Genomic DNA, 17,176 nt, shown 5'->3' on the forward strand with positions numbered 1-17,176 from the left:
CCCGGCCTCAGCATCCCGTTGACAGCAGGCCGGTGTCACAGGCCTTCTGCCGATTGCGTTTGTGTTCTTCGTAGTCGTCGGCGAACAACGTGTTGCCGTCCTTGTCGATGGACACGAAGTACAGCCACTGACCCGTGGCGGGGTGTTCGGTCGCCTCCAGCGCACGCTCCCCGACCGCGCCGATCGGTGTCGGCGGCAAACCGGAGATCTGGTAGGTGTTCCACGGGTTCGCGTCGCTGTAGGCGTCGCCGTGCACGTCGATGTTGGTGACCTCCGCCCTGTAGTTGGATGTCGAATCCATCTCCAGGCGCTGGTCCTTGGCAAGCCGGTTCAGGATGACCCGGGCGACCTTCGGGAAGTCGTCGGCATTCTTGGCCTCCCGCTCGACGATCGAGGCGGTGATCAGGGTCTCGTACGGCGTCAGTCCCGAACCGTTGTCGTTGAGCAGACCCCAGTTCTCGAACCGGCTCACACTCTGTGAGACCAGCTGGGTCAGGATCGCGTCGGCCGAATGCTCGGGATTGATGTAGTCCCAGGTGCCGGGTGCGATGAGCCCTTCGAGCCGGCGGAAATCACCTTTGACAGCGGTCGCGGTCACCCACTTGTGTGCCCACTCCGGCACGCCGAGCGCGGCGGGGTCGGCGGTCGCGGCGACCTTCTCCAACTCTTCGACGGTCACCCCACGGTGTGCACCGTTCACGTCGACCTCGGTGGCGTCGGCGATCATCTGGAAGATGCCCGGTGTGGTCTTGCCGTCGATGCCCTTCTTCGATTCGAGTTGCAGACCTTCGGGGACGTTCATCAGGCCCACGCGGTGCACCTTGGAGGTATCGGTCATCATCTCGACCGCGGTGGCGGCCGGGATCTGGGTGCGTAGCTTGTAGAAGCCGCCCTCCATTGTGCGTCCGTCGGCGGCGTTGACGAAGGCCCGTGAGCTCTTGACCACATCGCGGTCGGCGAGGATGTCCCCGAAGTCGCTCAGCGTGGAGTTGGCCGGGATCTCCACGATCACGTCGGCTGCGCCGGTCGCGTCGGAGTAGTCGGCAGCGCCGATCACGCCGAGGGTGCGCAGTGCGACATATCCGAGTCCGCCGACCATCGCCAGCAGGAACACCAGCACGAAGGCAAGTACCATGCGTGTGCGGGTGCGCCTGCGGGCCTTGTCGGCGGCGCCGCCGTCGGTACCGCCCCGGCGTCGACCCTCGCGCCGGTCCGACCTGGTCCGGGTGTCGGTCCCGGCATCGGAACCGGCGGCCGACGCCGACCGCGCGGTGCCGGTGTGCCCGAAATCCGGGTGACCTGAGTCCGAGTGCCCGGCATCGGCGCCGGTGGCGTCGATCAGTCCGGTGCCGGCCTGCCCGGTACCCGCGTGCGGACGGCCGGTGAGCGGGGCGCCCCGCTCACCGCCGTCCTGGACATTCGGGCCCGGTCCGACGTGCGGGCCCGGCACCGGTCCACCGGCACCGGTGGGTATGCCCGTATGCGCGGGCCGCGAATACTGGGGACGCCCGCCTGTCGTGGCGGGCGGTTCCGGCCGGCGCCGCGGCGGTGCGGCCCGGCCCGCGGGCGGTTGGGCGGGCGCCGGGTAGGTGTCACGTGCGGGCCGGGCGGGACCGGGCGTGGGCCGGGGGGCGATCCGTTGCGGCATCGACCGTTCGGAATCGGCGGGCGGGGTGTCGACGGAGTCCTCACGACGACGCCGGTGCCGGGTCATCGGCCGGTCGGGGTTCGGCTGGGTGAAGTAACGCAGACGATCGGCTTCCGATTGCGCCGGGTCCGATCCGGTACTGCGGTGACGGTGTCCCCGATAGTGCTCATCGTCCACGGGGAGACTCCCCTGCCGCGTCAACCAGAGCGCTCACCGAAGCGCACCCTCGACGGTGCCTCGCGTCATCGTCCCGCATCCAGCCACCCTTGCAGAATAGCCACCGCCGCGGCCTGATCAATCACCTGACGCGACGACTTCACCGAGCGTCCGCTGGCCCGCAGCGCCTGCTGGGCGGTGACCGTGGTGAACCGTTCGTCGAAGTACTCCACCGGTACCGGCGCGACGGCCGCGGCGACGGCATCGCCGAACGTGCGGGCGGCCTCGGCGGCCGCACCCGTGGTGTTGCGCAGGGTGCGGGGCAACCCGATCACCACCGCGGCCACCTCGTACTCGGCCGCCAGCGCCGAGATCCGGTCCACGTCGGCGTGCCCGCCGACGGTCCGGGCCACTGTCTCCACCGGCGTCGCCAGAATGCGGTCGGGGTCGCACACCGCGACCCCGATACGCACGCTACCGACGTCGATACCCAGGACCCGGCCCGGTCGGCCTCCGCCTTCTGGGCTCACCGCAGCACAAGCTCTCGGATGCGGGCCATGGCCGTGTCGGCGCCGGAGGCATCGGTGCCCGATCCCTGCGCCAGGTCGGGTTTGCCGCCACCACGGCCGCCGACCAGCGGGGCGATCTGCTTGACCAGGTCACCGGCCTTGATGCCGGCGGAGCGGGCGGAATCAGTGGTGGCGATGACGAACGGCACCTTGCCGCCGGCCGCCGAGAAGAGCGCGACCACCGCGGGCTTGTCGGCCACCTTGGCGCGCAGTTCGGTGGCCAGTGAACGCAGGTCACCGGCGTCGATGCCGTCGGGCAGCAGCCCGCCCACCACCAGCGTCGTGCCGGAGGTGACCGCTGCGTCGATCAGGCCGGAGGCGGCGTTGCGGGCGGCCTCGGCACGGATCCGTTCGAGTTCCTTCTCCGCATCACGCAACCGTGTGACCAAGGCCTCGACCCGGCCCGGCACCTCCTCGGACGGAACCTTCAACGACGACGCGAGCCCGGCGAGCAGGGCCCGTTCCTTGGACAGGTACCGGAACGAGTCCATACCCACATAAGCCTCGACACGGCGCACACCCGAACCGACCGACGACTCACCGATGACGGTGATGGGACCGATCTGCGCCGACGAGGACACGTGCGTTCCGCCGCACAGTTCCATCGAGAACGGGCCGCCGATCTCCACGACCCGCACCTCGTCGCCGTAGTTCTCGCCGAACAGGGCGATCGCACCCATCGATTTGGCTTCGGTCAGTCCGGTCTCGAAGGTGCGCACCGGATAGTTCGCCTCGACGGCGGCGTTGCTGATCTCCTCGATCTCCGAACGCTGCGCCTCGCTCAGCGGGCCGTTGGCGTGGAAGTCGAATCGCAGATAGCCGGGCCGGTTGAGCGAGCCGGCCTGCGTGGCATTGGGCCCGAGTACCTGGCGCAGTGCGGCGTGCACCATGTGCGTGCCCGAATGGCCCTGCGTGGCGCCGTGCCGCCAGGCGGCATCCACCGAGGCGAGCACCTCCTCGCCGTCGGTGATCTCACCCTCGTCGACACGCACCTTGTGCAGCCACAGCGTCTTGTTGAGTTTCTGCACATCGGTGACGGTCAGCCGCGCACCCCCCGCCGACGTGATGGTTCCGGTGTCGGCGATCTGGCCGCCGGACTCGGCGTAGAGCGGGCTGCGGTCGAGCACCACGGTCAGTTCCTGGCCCGCACCGGCCGCGGGCAGTCGGGCTCCGTCGGCGACCAGGCCGAGCACCCGGGCCTCGGACACCAGTTCGCCGAACCCGGTGAACTCGGTGGGACCACGGTCGAGCAGGTCACGGTACACGCTCAGGTCGGTGTGCCCGGTCTTACGGGCGGTCGCATCGGCCTTGGCGCGGCCCTTCTGTTCGGCCATCAGGGCGGTGAACCCGTCCTGGTCGACGGTCAGGCCCGCCTCAGCGGCCATCTCCAACGTGAGGTCGATCGGGAAACCGTAGGTGTCGTGCAGCGTGAACGCGTCGTCGCCGCTGATCGTGGACCGTTTGGCCGCCTTGGTGGCGGTGGCGGCATCGGTGAACAGCTTGGACCCGGCGGCGAGCGTCTTGGAGAACGAGGTCTCCTCACCCGCCGCGGTGGCGACGATCTGTTCGCGACGTTCCTCGAGCTCGGGGTAGGACGGCGCCATCATGTCGATGACCCGGCCAATGAGCGCACCCATCGTCGGCTCCGACGCGGCGCGCGGGGCGGCGCCGGCGGCCTCGCCCGCCGAGGTGAGCAGCCGGATCGACCGCACGACCCGGCGCAGCAGCCGCCGCAGCACGTAACCACGGCCGTCGTTGCCGGGCAGCACGCCGTCGCAGATCAGCAGAGCCGCGGTGCGGGCGTGGTCGGCGATCACGCGGAAGCGCACGTCGTCGTCGTGGGCGCCCCGACCGTAGCCCCGACCGGTCAGTTCCGCGGCGAGGTCGATGATCGGTTTGAGCAGATCGGTTTCGTACACGTTGTCCACGCCCTGCAGCAGGCACGCGACGCGTTCGACACCCATACCGGTGTCGATGTTCTGTTTGGGCAGCGGGCCGAGGATCTCGTAGTTGTCCTTGCCGCCGCCCTCACCCCGCTCATTCTGCATGAACACGAGATTCCAGATCTCAATGTAGCGGTCCTCGTCGGCCTCCGGCCCGCCCTCGCGGCCGTACTCGGGGCCACGATCGTAGAAGATCTCCGAACACGGACCGCACGGGCCGGGTACACCCATCGACCAGTAGTTGTCCTTCATGCCGCGTCGCTGGATGCGTTCGGCGGGCACGCCGATCTCGTCGCGCCAGATCGCCTCGGCCTCGTCGTCGTCGAGGTACACCGTCGGCCACAACTTCTGCGGGTCGATGCCGTAGCCGCCGTCCTCCTCCGCGTTGGTCAGCAACGTCCATGCGAACGTGATGGCCTCGCGTTTGAAGTAGTCACCGAAGCTGAAGTTGCCGGCCATCTGGAAGAACGTGTTGTGCCGGGTGGTGATACCGACCTCGTCGATGTCGAGGGTGCGCACACACTTCTGCACGCTGGTGGCGCGCGAGTAGGGCGGGGTCTGCTGGCCGAGGAAGTACGGCTTGAACGGAACCATGCCCGCGTTGACGAACATCAGGTTGGGATCGTCGAGGATCAGCGATGCGCTGGGTACCTCGGTATGTCCGGCGCGGATGAAGTGATCCAGGAACCGCTTCCTGATGTCATGCGTCTGCACTGTGGTCTCGTCCTTGCTGAGGGTTCTGTGATCGTTCACTGTGTGGGTTGTGACGCTTCGCCGGGTTCCCGGGGGCGGTGGCAACTGCGACACACCAGCCTACATTCCGCGGCGCGGGCACTCGATGAGTGCCGAATATCAGGACCGTGACCCTCGGGCCCGCCTGATGATCGAGCGCAGTTTGCCGAGCCGGGTGGATATCTCGCGTTCGAATCCGTGACCGGTGGGCCGGTAGTAGTCCACGCCCACCAGTTCGTCGGGCGCGTACTGTTGCGGCACCACCCCGTCCGGATCGTCGTGCGGGTATCGGTAGCCCTTGCCGTGGCCCATCGCCTTGGCCCCCGCGTAGTGGCTGTCGCGCAGGTGCGGTGGCACCGATCCGGACTTTCCCGCCGCCACATCGGCCATCGCCTCCCCGATCGCCGCGACCACTCCCGCCGATTTGGGTGCGGTCGCCAGGTGGATGGTGGCCTGGGTGAGCGCAAGCTTGGCCTCGGGCATCCCGACGAGCTGCACCACCTGGGCCGCCGCGACCGCCGACTGCAGCGCCGTCGGATCGGCCATCCCGATGTCCTCGGAGGCGTGGACCATCAGTCTGCGCGCGATGAACCGGGGGTCCTCGCCCGCGGAGATCATCCGCGCCAGATAGTGCACGGCCGCGTCGACATCCGAGCCCCGGATCGATTTGATGAACGCGCTGGTCACGTCGTAGTGCTGATCACCGTCGCGGTCGTATCGCACCGCGGCCCGATCGATGGCCGCCTCGACGTCGGCGACGTCGATGATCAGCACGGTGTTCTCACCATCCCGCATCTCACCGTCCCGCATCTCGGCATCCTGTGCCTGGGCCTCGTGTACCACCAGCTCGGGTGTATGGGTGTCCGGAGTCCGGCGGTCGTGGTCGGCATGGCCGATCACCGCATCCGCACTGGCCTCCAGCGCGGTCAGCGCCCGGCGCGCGTCACCACCGGCGACGGCGACGATGTGTTCGCGGGCCTCGACGCTCAATGCGACCGTGCCGTTGAGGCCACGCGGGTCCACGACGGCACGGTCGACCACCTCGCCGATGTCCTCATCGGACAGCGGCTGCAACCGCAACACCAGCGATCTCGACAGCAACGGCGCGACCACCGAGAACGACGGATTCTCGGTCGTCGCGGCAACCAGCAGCACGATCCGGTTCTCCACCGCGTCGAGCAACGCATCCTGCTGGGTCTTGGAGAAGCGGTGCACCTCGTCGATGAACAGCACCGTCTGCTGTCCGGCGATGAGGCGCCGGCGTGCCACGTCGATGACCGCCCGCACCTCCTTGACACCGGCCGACAGCGCCGACAGTGCCTCGAAACGCCCCCCGGTGGCCCGGGAGATGAGCGAGGCCATGGTGGTCTTGCCCGTTCCGGGCGGCCCGTACAGCAGCACCGACGCCGCACCCGAACCGCTGATCAGCCGCCGCAGCGGCGAGGCCTTGCCGAGCAGGTGCTGCTGGCCGATGATCTCGTCGAGACTCTGCGGACGCATCCGCACCGCGAGCGGTGCCCGCGGCCGTCCGCCCACATCGGCCGACTCACCCGACGGCGTGCCCGGTGTGTTCGGAGCCGGGTCGAACAACGAATCCATGCCGTGGACTCAGGTGAGCCAGTCACGGGTGAGGGCGGCGCCGAGACGGACCGCCATCGTCGCCAGCATCGTGTCCTCGGCGCGGGTGGCCGCCCTCGCCAGGTCGGCCCACCGGTTGACCAGCACCCGCGGATCCGAGGTGTACAGGGTCAGGTCGTGCAGGTTGCCGTTTCCGCTGCTCAACGGCGAGGATGTGTCGGAGATCCCGGCCGCCACGATGTCGGCGACGGTGGATTCGACACCGTCCAGCGGCAGCATCCACACCGTGGACAGCCACACCCACAGCAACCGGGCCGCCAGCAGCCTGCGGGCCAGGACCCGACGATTGGACAGCGACGGCCAGATCCCGGACACCTCGGCGCACCACGCGTCGACCATTGCCTCTTCGAACTGCTCGCGGACGGCCGGATCGACCGACGACAACGCGGAGCTGCAGGTGACCTGCGCATAGGCGACGTCGAGCACCGCGTCCCGGAAGCCGCCCCACTCGTAGTCCATGAACTGCACGCCGTCGCCGTTGATCAGGATGTTCTCCGGGCCGACGTCCGAGGTGCTGAAGGCGCGGTGCTCTCCCTCGGTGAACAGTTCGCACGCGTTGGCGAGCATGCCGGTGACCCGTGCGGGCACCGGCACATCCAGTCCTTCCAGGGCCCCGGCGAAGAGCGCGAACGCCCGCACGGCCTGATCGCGCAGCACGTGCACGTCCTCGGCGCTGCCGGAGCCGCGCCGCAGCAGGGCCCGGAAGTCGCCCTCCCCGCCGAACGTGGCCGCGTGCATCCGGCCGAGTGCCTGCCCCCACGCGCTGACCGCGTGCATCGCCTCGGTGACGTCGCGTCCCCCGAGCAGGTCCGGCATCGACCGCCCGTGGCCGAGGTCGCTGAGCACCAGGACGCGCGCGTCGGTGTCGGAGGCGATGATCTGCGGCCCGGGCCGTGACCGCGTAGGCAGTGTGGTGGCGTATTTGTAGGCGGCGATCTCGCGATGGAAGGCGTGTGGTTCCTCGTCGATCGGCAATGCCTTGATCACCAGTGTTCGCGCCTGTGAGAACGGGTTCTGGGCAACACGCACCCGGACCACCGTGGTGCGGCCGCTGCCTCCGAGGTCCTTCGGATCCTCGAGTACGACCGCCGACCCCGCACGCTGAGACAATACGGCCTCGGCTGCGCGCAGCACGCTGATGATGCGACCCTCTGTAAGTACCGTCATGGCACTGACCAACCTACCCAATAGCGGTGACATGCGTCATTGTTGTTCATTTACCTAAACGCCATTTACGCTGTGGCACATTGCAGATGGCGAATCGCATCTCGCGATCCGCATGTGCTCCGCCTCAGCGAAACCGCTCAGACCGGATCGACCGGGCCCACATCGACCGACACCGAGATCTCACTGCGCGTCGAATCGGTGTAGATCACCCCACGTAGCGGCGGCACATCGTCGTAGTCTCGCCCCCACGCCACCGTCACGTGCCGCTCGTCCACCCACTTGTCGTTGGTCGGATCGAAGGCCACCCAATAGCCCGGTTCGGCGGCGTCCGGATCCTGACCGGGGCCTGCGGGAGCACCGGCATCGCCGGGCACCCACACCGCGGCCCAGGCATGGCTGGCGTCGGCGCCGTAGATCCGTTCCCGCCCCGGCGGCGGATCGGTGGCCAGGTACCCGGACTCGTACCGCCCGGCCAGCCCCACCGACCGCAGACACGCCAGCGCGACCCGGGCGAAATCCTGGCACACACCCTTGCGCCGCTCGAGCACCGTGTCGACCTTCGTGCTGATGGCCGTCGAACCCGATTCGTAGGTGAAGTCGTGGAAGATCCTGGTGGTCAGCTCACCCACCGCCTCCAGCAGCGGCCGTCCCGGAACGAACACCTGCGCTGCATAGGCGTGTACCGCGGGCGTGATCTCCGGTGGATAGAGGTCCATCGCGAACTCACGCAGCACCGCCGACCCGGCCGGCCCGGGACGGGCCTGCTCCCAGCGCTGCGTCGCGCCGGGCGACTCGAACAGCTCCGGCGCGATCGGATCGACCTCGACCAGCGACTCGGCGGTCACCACCAGCTCACGATGCGGGGAATGCACGTGGAAATAGACATCGCTGTTGCCGTACACGTCGATACCCGTCGACCGGTCGTCCGGCACCGGATCGATGGTCACCCCCGCGGAGAGCACACGCTGGTGCCGCAGATCCCGGGGCCGCAGATAGCAGCGGCCGTAGGACGAGGAGACCACATCGTTGTAGCTGTAGGCCGTGCGATGCATCACCCGATAGCGACGGGTGTGCGGCGCCCGCACACCGCCGCCGACGGTCGTGAAGGCCGCCGAGGTGTTCTCGCGCGCCGACATCATCCACCGCTCCCGCCGCCGGCCCACAACGGCCGCAGCGCACGTGGCTGTGCGAACCGGGTCCGCGCCAGCAGGTCGGACATCTCCCGGACACCGTCACGCAGTGTCGTCATCAACTCTCCCAGCTCGGCACGGCGTGATTCCGCGTCGGCGGCGGTCAGGTCGACCGGGTCCGCACGCCGCAGCCCGGCCGTCAGATCCTCCACGATCCGTTCGGCACCGGCCGACCGGATCGTGTCCGGCAACGCCGTCAGATCGCGCATCATCGTGGTCAGCTGATACACCATCGACCGCGGATTGGACTCGTCGAACAGCATCAGTTCCAGCACCGCACCCAACCGGATCAGGCCGCGGTTGCGGCGCCGATAGGTCACCGAGGACTCGTTGGCCACCAGGAACGACTCCAGCAACGGCTGTTCCAGGTCCGCCTCGTGCACATCGACGAACAGGGCCGCCGTCAGGTCGGCCAGCGTGATGGCCCGCTCGGCGCGCCGGCCCAGGTCGAGCAGGAACCAGCCCGGGTCCTGCACCATCGATTCGGCCTGCAGTCCCGACAGCGCCAGGACCGCGAACAGGATGTCATCGTGGACCTGGGCCAGTTCCGGTCCCAATTCGATCTGCGGGGTAGACGGGTCCACCTCGGCCGTCAGCAGCTTGGCCAGCCGGGCGATCGCCCGTTCGGCCGGCGCGAGCACCATCCACGTGCTCGTGGTCATCTGATCGCGGACCGCTCGGATCGCCCCCACCAGCCGCATCCGTGAATACGCGATCGTTCCGGGCACCTGCCGGTCGGCGGTCAGTTTGGCGATGGCGGTCAGGAAGTCCTCGCACTCGGCGCCCGGTTCGGCCTCCAGCAGCGCCCTGGTGCCGAGATACTCGGCGGTGCCGGTCATCCATCCGGTGGCCTGCAGCAGCACCGGCGCCACCTTCGGCAACCCCACCCATGGGCGACGCTGCACGTCCTCGTGCCGCGACTGACACACCTTGGCGAGCCTGGTGGTGCCGTCCACCCGCTCGAGGTAGCGCCCCACCCAGAACAGATCCGACAGCACCCGGGGGCTGGCCACCACCGCACCGGGGTAGTCACCGGCGCTCACCCGCGCCGAACGCGGGCGCGTCGGCGACACGTCGACGACCTCGGCCGGTTCTGTACGGGACTGCGACTTTCGGGACACGTGCCCGCCGGAACCTGCGCTGGTCAGCCAGACGTCCTTGGCCGCGACCGTGGTCATCGCCTGGCCCGCCGCGCCGTCGACGAGCACCGACCCCAGCGCTCCGGGCATCACGGCGTAGGACTGCCCGCGCGCCAGGCTGAACGCGCGCAGCGACACCGGGGCGCGACCGGGCCCCGCCGAGGACACCGGGCCGGTGGCTCCGGAAAGCATCGTCGGCGCGCTGGAGTACTGCATCATCGACCTGCCGACCCACTGCCAGGTCTGCGTTCTGATCCGGGCGAGCAACTCGGCCAGCTGCTCCGAAGTGGTGAAGGCGCCCACAATCTCCTCGCCGGTCCGCACATTGGTGAGCACCATCGATTCGGCGCCGGCGGTGATCGCCGCCAACCCGTCGGGCGTACCGGCCCAGAACGTGGGCACCGATTCGAGCATGAGCGGCTCGTCGAGCAGTGCGCGCGCGACCGCGTCGAGGACGGTGTGCAGCGCCGGATTCTCCAGGACACCACTGCCGAGGGTGTTGACAACCGTGACGTTGCCGCGCGAGATCGCCTCTACCAGACCGGCCACCCCGAGCTGGGAGTCGGTGCGCAGGTCGAGGGGGTCCACGAATTCGGCGTCGACACGCCGCAGGAGCACATCGACACGACGGAACTTGCCGAGCGAACGCATGTACACGGCGCCGTCGCGCACGGTCAGGTCGGCTCCCTCGACGAGTGGCACACCGAGTGTGGACGCGAGATATGCCTGGTCGAAGGCAGTTTCGGACATGCTGCCGGGGCTCAGGACCGCCACCACCGGGTCTTCCACACCGGGCGGGGCGTAGTCGAGCAACGCCAGGCGCAGGGTCTGCACGAACGTCGAGATCGGGCGGGGCGCACACTCCTGGAACAGTTGCGCGAAGGTGTGCGAGAGGATCCGGCGGTCGGCCAGCGCGTAGCCGATCCCCGACGGCGCCTGAGTGCGGTCCGCATACACCAGATGCCTGCCGTCGGCACCGCGGCCCAGGTCGAGCGCGTGCAGGAACAGCGCGTGCGGCGCGGCCACATCCAGGTGGGCGGCCTTGCGCAGGTATCCGGGGTGACCGAAGATCATCTCGGGCGGCACCAGACCACGCGAGATCAGCTTCCGGTCGTGGTAGATGTCGCGCAGCAGCAGATCCAGCAGCGTCGAACGCTGCGCTATCGCCTTCTCCAGCCGCGCCCATTCGGCGCCATCGACCATCAGCGGCGCCGGATCGACCACCCAGTCCCGGGTCACGGTCGTGTCGCCGTCGTACTCGTTGTAGACGATGCCCTCATCGAGGACGGCACCGGCCAGACGGTGCGCGGCCTCCCCGAGCCAGGTGCCCCCGCGCACGCCGTACCCGGCCACCAACTCGGCCCAGCCCGGCCGGATCTTGCCCGCACCGTCGAGCATCTCGTCATACGATGCGACACCGGCATCGGTCCGGTAACGGTCGAACACCGTGGGAAAGGTGTTGTCCGCGACATCGACGCCAGGTGAAACGGTCACCGAAGAACTGTACGTGCGCGCCTCAGGTCCAGGATTCCGGGGACCCCCGAGTCGATCGCACCACGCGCCATCCGCTCCCGCAGGACACCGATATCGACGTGTCCGGCGGTGTGCCCGGCCGCCTCGAACCTGCCGTTTCGCCGGGATTCGGCCTCCACCGCGTTGACCGGCGGACGATCGTAGGCCCGCCCGCCGGGATGAACCACGTGGTAGGTGGCACCACCGACGGACCGGCCGGCCACCTGGTCCACGAGATCGAAGGTCAGCGGCGTGTCGACGGTGATGGTCGGGTGCAGCGAACTGGGCGGTTGCCAGGCCCGGAACCGGATACCGGCGACCCGTTCGCCGGGGATTCCGGTCGAGCGCAGCGGGATCGGATGGCCGTTGCAGGTGAGGATGAACCGGTCGTCCTCACCGCCGGACACCCGCACCTGCACCCGCTCCACGGAGGAATCGACGTAGCGGGCGGTCCCCGCGCCGGTCGATTCCTCGCCCAGGGTGTTCCACGGTTCGATGGCGCCGCGCAGTTCCACCTCGTGGTCCCGGATCTGCACCGTGCCCAGCCGGGGGAAACGGAATTCGGTGAACGGAGCCAGCCAGGCCGTGTCGAACGAGTATCCCGCCTCCCGTAGGTCCTCGGCGACGGCGCCGATGTCGCGGATCAGGTAGTACGGCAGCAGGTACTTGCCGTGGAGGTCGGCGCCGTGCCGGATCAGCCGGCCCCGGTAGGGCTGCTCCCAGAACCAGGACACCAGCGAACGCACCAGCAGCGACTGCACCATCGCCATGCGGTGATGCGGCGGCATCTCGAACGCCCGCAACTCCAGCAGACCCAGGCGTCCGCGCGGCGAGTCCGGGCTGTAGAGCTTGTCGATACAGAACTCCGCGCGGTGGGTGTTGCCGGTGATGTCGGTGAGCAGATGTCGCAGCGCCCGGTCGGTCACCCACGGATTGGGCGGGGCGTCCCACCCGGTGCCCGGTTCACCCCGGACGGCGAGCCGGTCGATCTCGGCGAATGCGATCTCCATCTCGTACAGCGACGATTCGCGTCCTTCGTCGGCGCGGGGCGCCTGCGAGGTTGTGCCCACGAACCGTCCGGAGAACAGGTACGACAGCGCCGGGTGCCGCTGCCAGTAGGTCAGCATCGAGACCAGCAGATCCGGACGGCGCAGCATCGGCGAATCGGCCGGGGTCGGGCCGCCCAGGGTGATGTGGTTGCCGCCGCCGGTGCCGCCGTGGCTGCCGTCCAGGTCGAAGCTCTCGGTGCCCAGTGCGACGTGCCGGGCGTGTTCGTACAGCGATTCGAGCAGCTCGGACTGCTCGGCGAAACCGGTGGTGGGCTGGATGTTGACCTCGATGACGCCCGGGTCGGGGGTGACGGTGAGCGAGGTCAGACGGGCGTCGCCGGGCGGACCGTAGCCCTCGACGACCACCGGGGCCTGCGTGGTGGCCGCGGCGTTCTCGATCATCTCGATCATCGCCAGATACTCCTCGAGGCACGAGGTCGGCGGCAGGAACACGTGCAGCACATCGCCGCGCACCTGCGCCACGAGCGCGGTGCGCGGCAGGAATTCGCTCGGGTCGGTCCGCTTCACGATGTACCCGACCGCACCGCCGACATCGTCGGGCAGCTCCGGCCTGCGCACCGACGGATCGGACTCGAAGACCGTGGGCGCCGGACCCCACGAGAGCGAGTCGAGCGGCAGGCGCAGACCCGCCGGTGACGTACCCGGGGTCAGCACGATCCGGCCGCGGCGCATCGTCCACTGCGCCGACTGCCACGCCGTGCCGTCGTCGGACCTGTTGAGCGGCAGCACATACGCGGTGGGGACCGTGACCGCCTCGTCGAGCCTGGCCAGCAACGCCTGCCGCGCCCGCACCGAGTCGGCGGTCGGGTCCAGGTCGTCGGCCTCGTCCTCGGGCTCCTCGACGTCGACGGCCGCCTCGGCCAGGGCGACGGTGAGCTGGGTGACCAGGGTCGGATCGGCGGCCGGGTCACCGGGCGGCAGCGCCGCCAGCTCCCGCATCCGGGCAAGCGGATCCTCGAAGGCCGGCATCACCTGGGTGCCCGGCAGGCCCAGCGCATCGGCGAACGCCACCAGCAGTGCCCTGGCGCGGGCGTGCCCGGCCGCCTGGCCCGGACGGGGCCCGGAGGTCTCGGTGTCGATGGCCGCGCGCGTGGCCTCCATGCTCGTCCACGGGTCGGCGAGCAGTTCGGGGCGGCGCCAGATCGGTTTACCGTCGGTCCGCCACAGCAGTGCGATCTGCCAGCGCGGCAGAGGCTCCCCCGGGTACCACTTTCCCTGGCTGCGCTGCACCAGCCCCTGGGGTGCGTAGTCGGCCTTCAGGCGTTCGGTCAGCCTGGAGGCCAGCAGTCGCTTGTGTGGGCCGTCGGCAGCGGTGGTCCAGTCCGGATCGGTCTGGTTCTCGGTGGAGACGAACGTGGGCTCACCGCCCATCGTCAGGCGGACATCGTTATCCCGCATCCGTTTGTCGAGCCCGGCGCCCAGATCCAGAACCTTGTTCCACTGCTCGGACGTATACGGCAGGGTGACCCGCGGGTCTTCGTGAAAGCGGGTGACGGTGTTGGAGAAGTCGAGGGTGGCGTGACATGGGCCGGTCGCACCGGTGATCGGTGCGGCACCGCCGGGATGCGGTGTGGCCGCGAGCGGGATGTGCCCTTCCCCGGCGAACAGCCCGGACGTGGGATCCATGCCGACCCAGCCGGCACCGGGCAGGTACACCTCGGCCCAGGCGTGCAGGTCGGTGAAGTCCGCAGCCGGACCGGATGGTCCGTCGATGGCCTTGATATCGGAGGTCAGCTGCACGAGATAGCCGGAGACGAACCGTGCGGCGAGCCCGAGGTGGCGCAGCAATGCCACCAGCAGCCACGCCGAGTCGCGGCACGATCCGATCGCACTGGACAGGGTGTGTTCGGGTGTCTGCACACCCGCTTCGAGCCGGACGGTGTAGTTGACCGCCGAGCAGACCGCCTGATTGACCGCCACCAGGAAATCGATGACCCGCATCGCGCCGTCGGGCCGGTACTTCTCGGCGAAGAGCGCCACCTCGGGATGGATTGGCGCGCCCGAAAACTCGCCCTCGGTGACGCCGATCGGGCGCAGATAGACCTCCAGGTCGCGGCGCAGGTCCTCGGGATATGTGAATCCGTAGTTCTCGGCCCAGTCCTCGACGAAGAAGTCGAACGGGTTGATGGCGGTGAGATCGGCGATCAGGCTGACCGTGATCGACAGCGTGCTCGACGGCTTCGGGAACACCAGGCGCGCCTGATAATTGGCGAACGCGTCCTGCTGCCAGTTCAGGAAGTGATCGTCGGGCTCGATCGTGAGCGAGTACGCCTCGATCGGCGTGCGCGAATGCGGGGCCGGACGCAGCCGGACCACGTGCGGGAAGATCTTGACGGGCCTGTCGAAGGCGTAGCTCGTCCGGTGTTCCAGCGCGACCTTGATTGTCATCTCAGTACCTCCGCAGTCATGGTGGAAATCTCATCACACAATGTGTTGGCGCGCTTGGCATGCGGAGAACACGATGAACGGATCACAGTGACAACGGATGTGGGAGGCACCCGGGCCGGGTACCTCCCACATCCGATGGCGGATCGGCGACGGGGCCTATTCGGCCACGGCCGCCTGGGTTTCGGTGCGCACCACCGGCTTGGCGTCGATGCCCGATTCCCTGCGCTGCTGTGCGGTGATCGTCGCCGGGGCGTCGGTGAGCGGATCGACGCCGCCGCCGGACTTGGGGAACGCGATGACCTCACGGATCGAGTTCTCCCCCGCCAGCAGGGCGGTGATCCGGTCCCAGCCGAACGCGATGCCGCCGTGCGGCGGCGCGCCGAAGGCGAACGCGTCGAGCAGGAAGCCGAACTTCTCCTGCGCCTCGTCATGGCCGATACCCATGATCGAGAACACCTTCTCCTGAACGTCGCGCCGGTGGATACGGATCGACCCGCCGCCGATCTCGTTGCCGTTGCACACGATGTCGTAGGCGTAGGCCAGCGCGGCACCCGGATCGGTGTCGAGCAACTCCAGCGATTCGGGTGTGGGCGAGGTGAACGCGTGATGCACCGCGGTCCACGCCCCCGAGCCGACCGCCACGTCGCCGGAGGCGGTGGCCTCGTCGGCCGGCTCGAACAGCGGGGCGTCCACGACCCACGTGAACGCCCAGTCGTCGTCCTTGATCAGGCCCAGGCGCGAGGCGATCTCGCCGCGCGCGGCACCCAGCAGCGCACGCTGGGCCTTGACCGGTCCGGCGGCGAAGAAGATGCAGTCGCCGGGCACGGCACCCACATGCTCGACGATGCCGGCCCGTTCGGCGTCGGACAGGTTCTTGGCGACAGGCCCGCCGAGGGTGCCGTCCTCCTGCACCAGGATGTATGCAAGCCCCTTGGCACCACGCTGTTTGGCCCATTCCTGCCAGGCGTCGAGCTGACGCCGCGGCTGCGAGGCGCCGCCGGGCATCACGACCGCACCCACGTACGGGGCCTTGAACACCCGGAACGGGGTATCGGCGAAGAACTCGGTGCATTCGACCAGTTCGATACCGAACCGCAGATCGGGCTTGTCCGAGCCGTAGCGGCGCATCGCCTCGGCGTAGGTCATACGTGGAATGGGCGCGGAGATCTCCACCCCGATCAGCTTCCACAGCGCGATGAGAATCTGCTCGGCCAGCGCGATGACGTCGTCCTGGTCGACAAAGCTCATCTCGATGTCGAGCTGGGTGAACTCGGGCTGCCGGTCGGCGCGGAAGTCCTCGTCGCGGTAGCAGCGCGCGATCTGGTAGTAGCGCTCCATCCCGGCCACCATCAGCAACTGCTTGAACAGCTGCGGCGACTGCGGCAGCGCGTAGAACGTGCCGGGCTGCAGGCGTGCGGGCACCAGGAAGTCGCGGGCGCCCTCGGGGGTCGAGCGGGTCAGGGTGGGGGTTTCGATCTCCACGAAGTCGTGCTCGGCGAGCACTCCACGGGCGGCCGCGCTCACCTGGGAACGCAGCCGGATCGCCTTGGCCGGGCCCTCTCGGCGCAGGTCGAGGTAGCGGTGACGCAGGCGCGCCTCCTCACCGGGCGACTCGTCGAGCTGGAACGGAAGCGGCGCCGATTCGTTGAGTACCTCGAGCGATACCGCGTTGATCTCGATCTCCCCGGACGCCAGGTTCGGGTTCTCGCTGCCCTCGGGACGTGCTTCGACGACGCCGGTCACCGCGACGCAGTACTCGGCGCGCAGCCGGTGCGCGGCGGCGGCGACCTCGTCGTTGCGGAACACCACCTGCACCAGTCCGGAGCTGTCACGCAGGTCGATGAAGACCACGCCGCCGTGGTCGCGGCGGTGCGCGACCCAACCGGCGACGGTGACGGTCTGCGAGGCATCGCTGCGGCGCAACGATCCGGCGAGATGTGTGCGGAGCACTGAGGGTCCTTCCCAAGGGGCGTATCGGCTCCTCCATGGTGCCCCATCTGGTACGAGAGGCCACAACCGACTCC

At 68.9% G+C, this 17,176-nt stretch carries 9 protein-coding genes; all 9 read right to left on the minus strand.

Annotated elements, in window-relative coordinates:
• Positions 1–7: 7 nt before the first annotated feature.
• The 9 genes from mltG to aspS all read right to left on the minus strand — a co-directional run bounded on the left by mltG (position 8) and on the right by aspS (position 17,102).
• Positions 8–1,825 carry an endolytic transglycosylase MltG gene (gene mltG / locus GII31_RS11860; protein ID WP_246221835.1) on the minus strand — a complete coding sequence of 606 codons (1,818 nt, stop codon included), beginning with the start codon at positions 1,823–1,825 and terminating at the stop codon, positions 8–10.
• A 65-nt stretch (positions 1,826–1,890) separates the two neighbouring features.
• Entirely contained in the window at positions 1,891–2,334 is a 444-nt protein-coding gene (ruvX, locus tag GII31_RS11865) for a Holliday junction resolvase RuvX (protein WP_213243301.1), read from the minus strand.
• Positions 2,331–5,030 (minus strand): alanine--tRNA ligase, encoded by a 2,700-nt coding sequence (gene alaS, locus GII31_RS11870; RefSeq protein ID WP_213250219.1) that lies wholly within the window; start codon positions 5,028–5,030, stop codon positions 2,331–2,333. The genes ruvX and alaS overlap by 4 nt, the downstream gene beginning before the upstream one ends.
• A 138-nt stretch (positions 5,031–5,168) precedes the next feature.
• A complete protein-coding gene (locus GII31_RS11875; RefSeq protein WP_213243303.1) occupies positions 5,169–6,647 on the minus strand; it encodes a replication-associated recombination protein A in 1,479 nt (492 codons plus the stop codon).
• Positions 6,648–6,656: 9 nt separating this feature from the next.
• Entirely contained in the window at positions 6,657–7,853 is a 1,197-nt protein-coding gene (locus tag GII31_RS11880) for a protein kinase family protein (protein WP_260839953.1), read from the minus strand.
• A gap of 137 nt (positions 7,854–7,990) precedes the next feature.
• Positions 7,991–8,989 (minus strand): transglutaminase family protein, encoded by a 999-nt coding sequence (locus GII31_RS11885; protein ID WP_213250221.1) that lies wholly within the window; start codon positions 8,987–8,989, stop codon positions 7,991–7,993.
• Entirely contained in the window at positions 8,989–11,676 is a 2,688-nt protein-coding gene (locus GII31_RS11890) for a circularly permuted type 2 ATP-grasp protein (protein WP_407649809.1), read from the minus strand. The genes GII31_RS11885 and GII31_RS11890 overlap by 1 nt, the downstream gene beginning before the upstream one ends.
• A complete protein-coding gene (locus tag GII31_RS11895) occupies positions 11,673–15,152 on the minus strand; it encodes a transglutaminase family protein (protein ID WP_213243306.1) in 3,480 nt (1,159 codons plus the stop codon). The genes GII31_RS11890 and GII31_RS11895 overlap by 4 nt, the downstream gene beginning before the upstream one ends.
• Before the next feature lie 156 nt (positions 15,153–15,308).
• Positions 15,309–17,102, minus strand: coding sequence for an aspartate--tRNA ligase (gene aspS / locus GII31_RS11900; RefSeq protein WP_213243307.1), 1,794 nt, complete (start codon positions 17,100–17,102; stop codon positions 15,309–15,311).
• Positions 17,103–17,176: the final 74 nt, after the last annotated feature.

Source organism: Gordonia pseudamarae (genome assembly GCF_025273675.1).
In the GTDB taxonomy this organism is placed as follows: Bacteria; Actinomycetota; Actinomycetes; order Mycobacteriales; family Mycobacteriaceae; genus Gordonia; species Gordonia pseudamarae.

Bases quoted from the DNA above. Each gene is read 5' to 3' on its own strand.
- GII31_RS11875 (WP_213243303.1), bottom strand. From the start codon at position 6,647: ATGGATTCGTTGTTCGACCCGGCTCCGAACACACCGGGCACGCCGTCG.
- GII31_RS11880 (WP_260839953.1), bottom strand. From the start codon at position 7,853: ATGACGGTACTTACAGAGGGTCGCATCATCAGCGTGCTGCGCGCAGCC.
- GII31_RS11885 (WP_213250221.1), bottom strand. From the start codon at position 8,989: ATGTCGGCGCGCGAGAACACCTCGGCGGCCTTCACGACCGTCGGCGGC.
- GII31_RS11895 (WP_213243306.1), bottom strand. From the start codon at position 15,152: ATGACAATCAAGGTCGCGCTGGAACACCGGACGAGCTACGCCTTCGAC.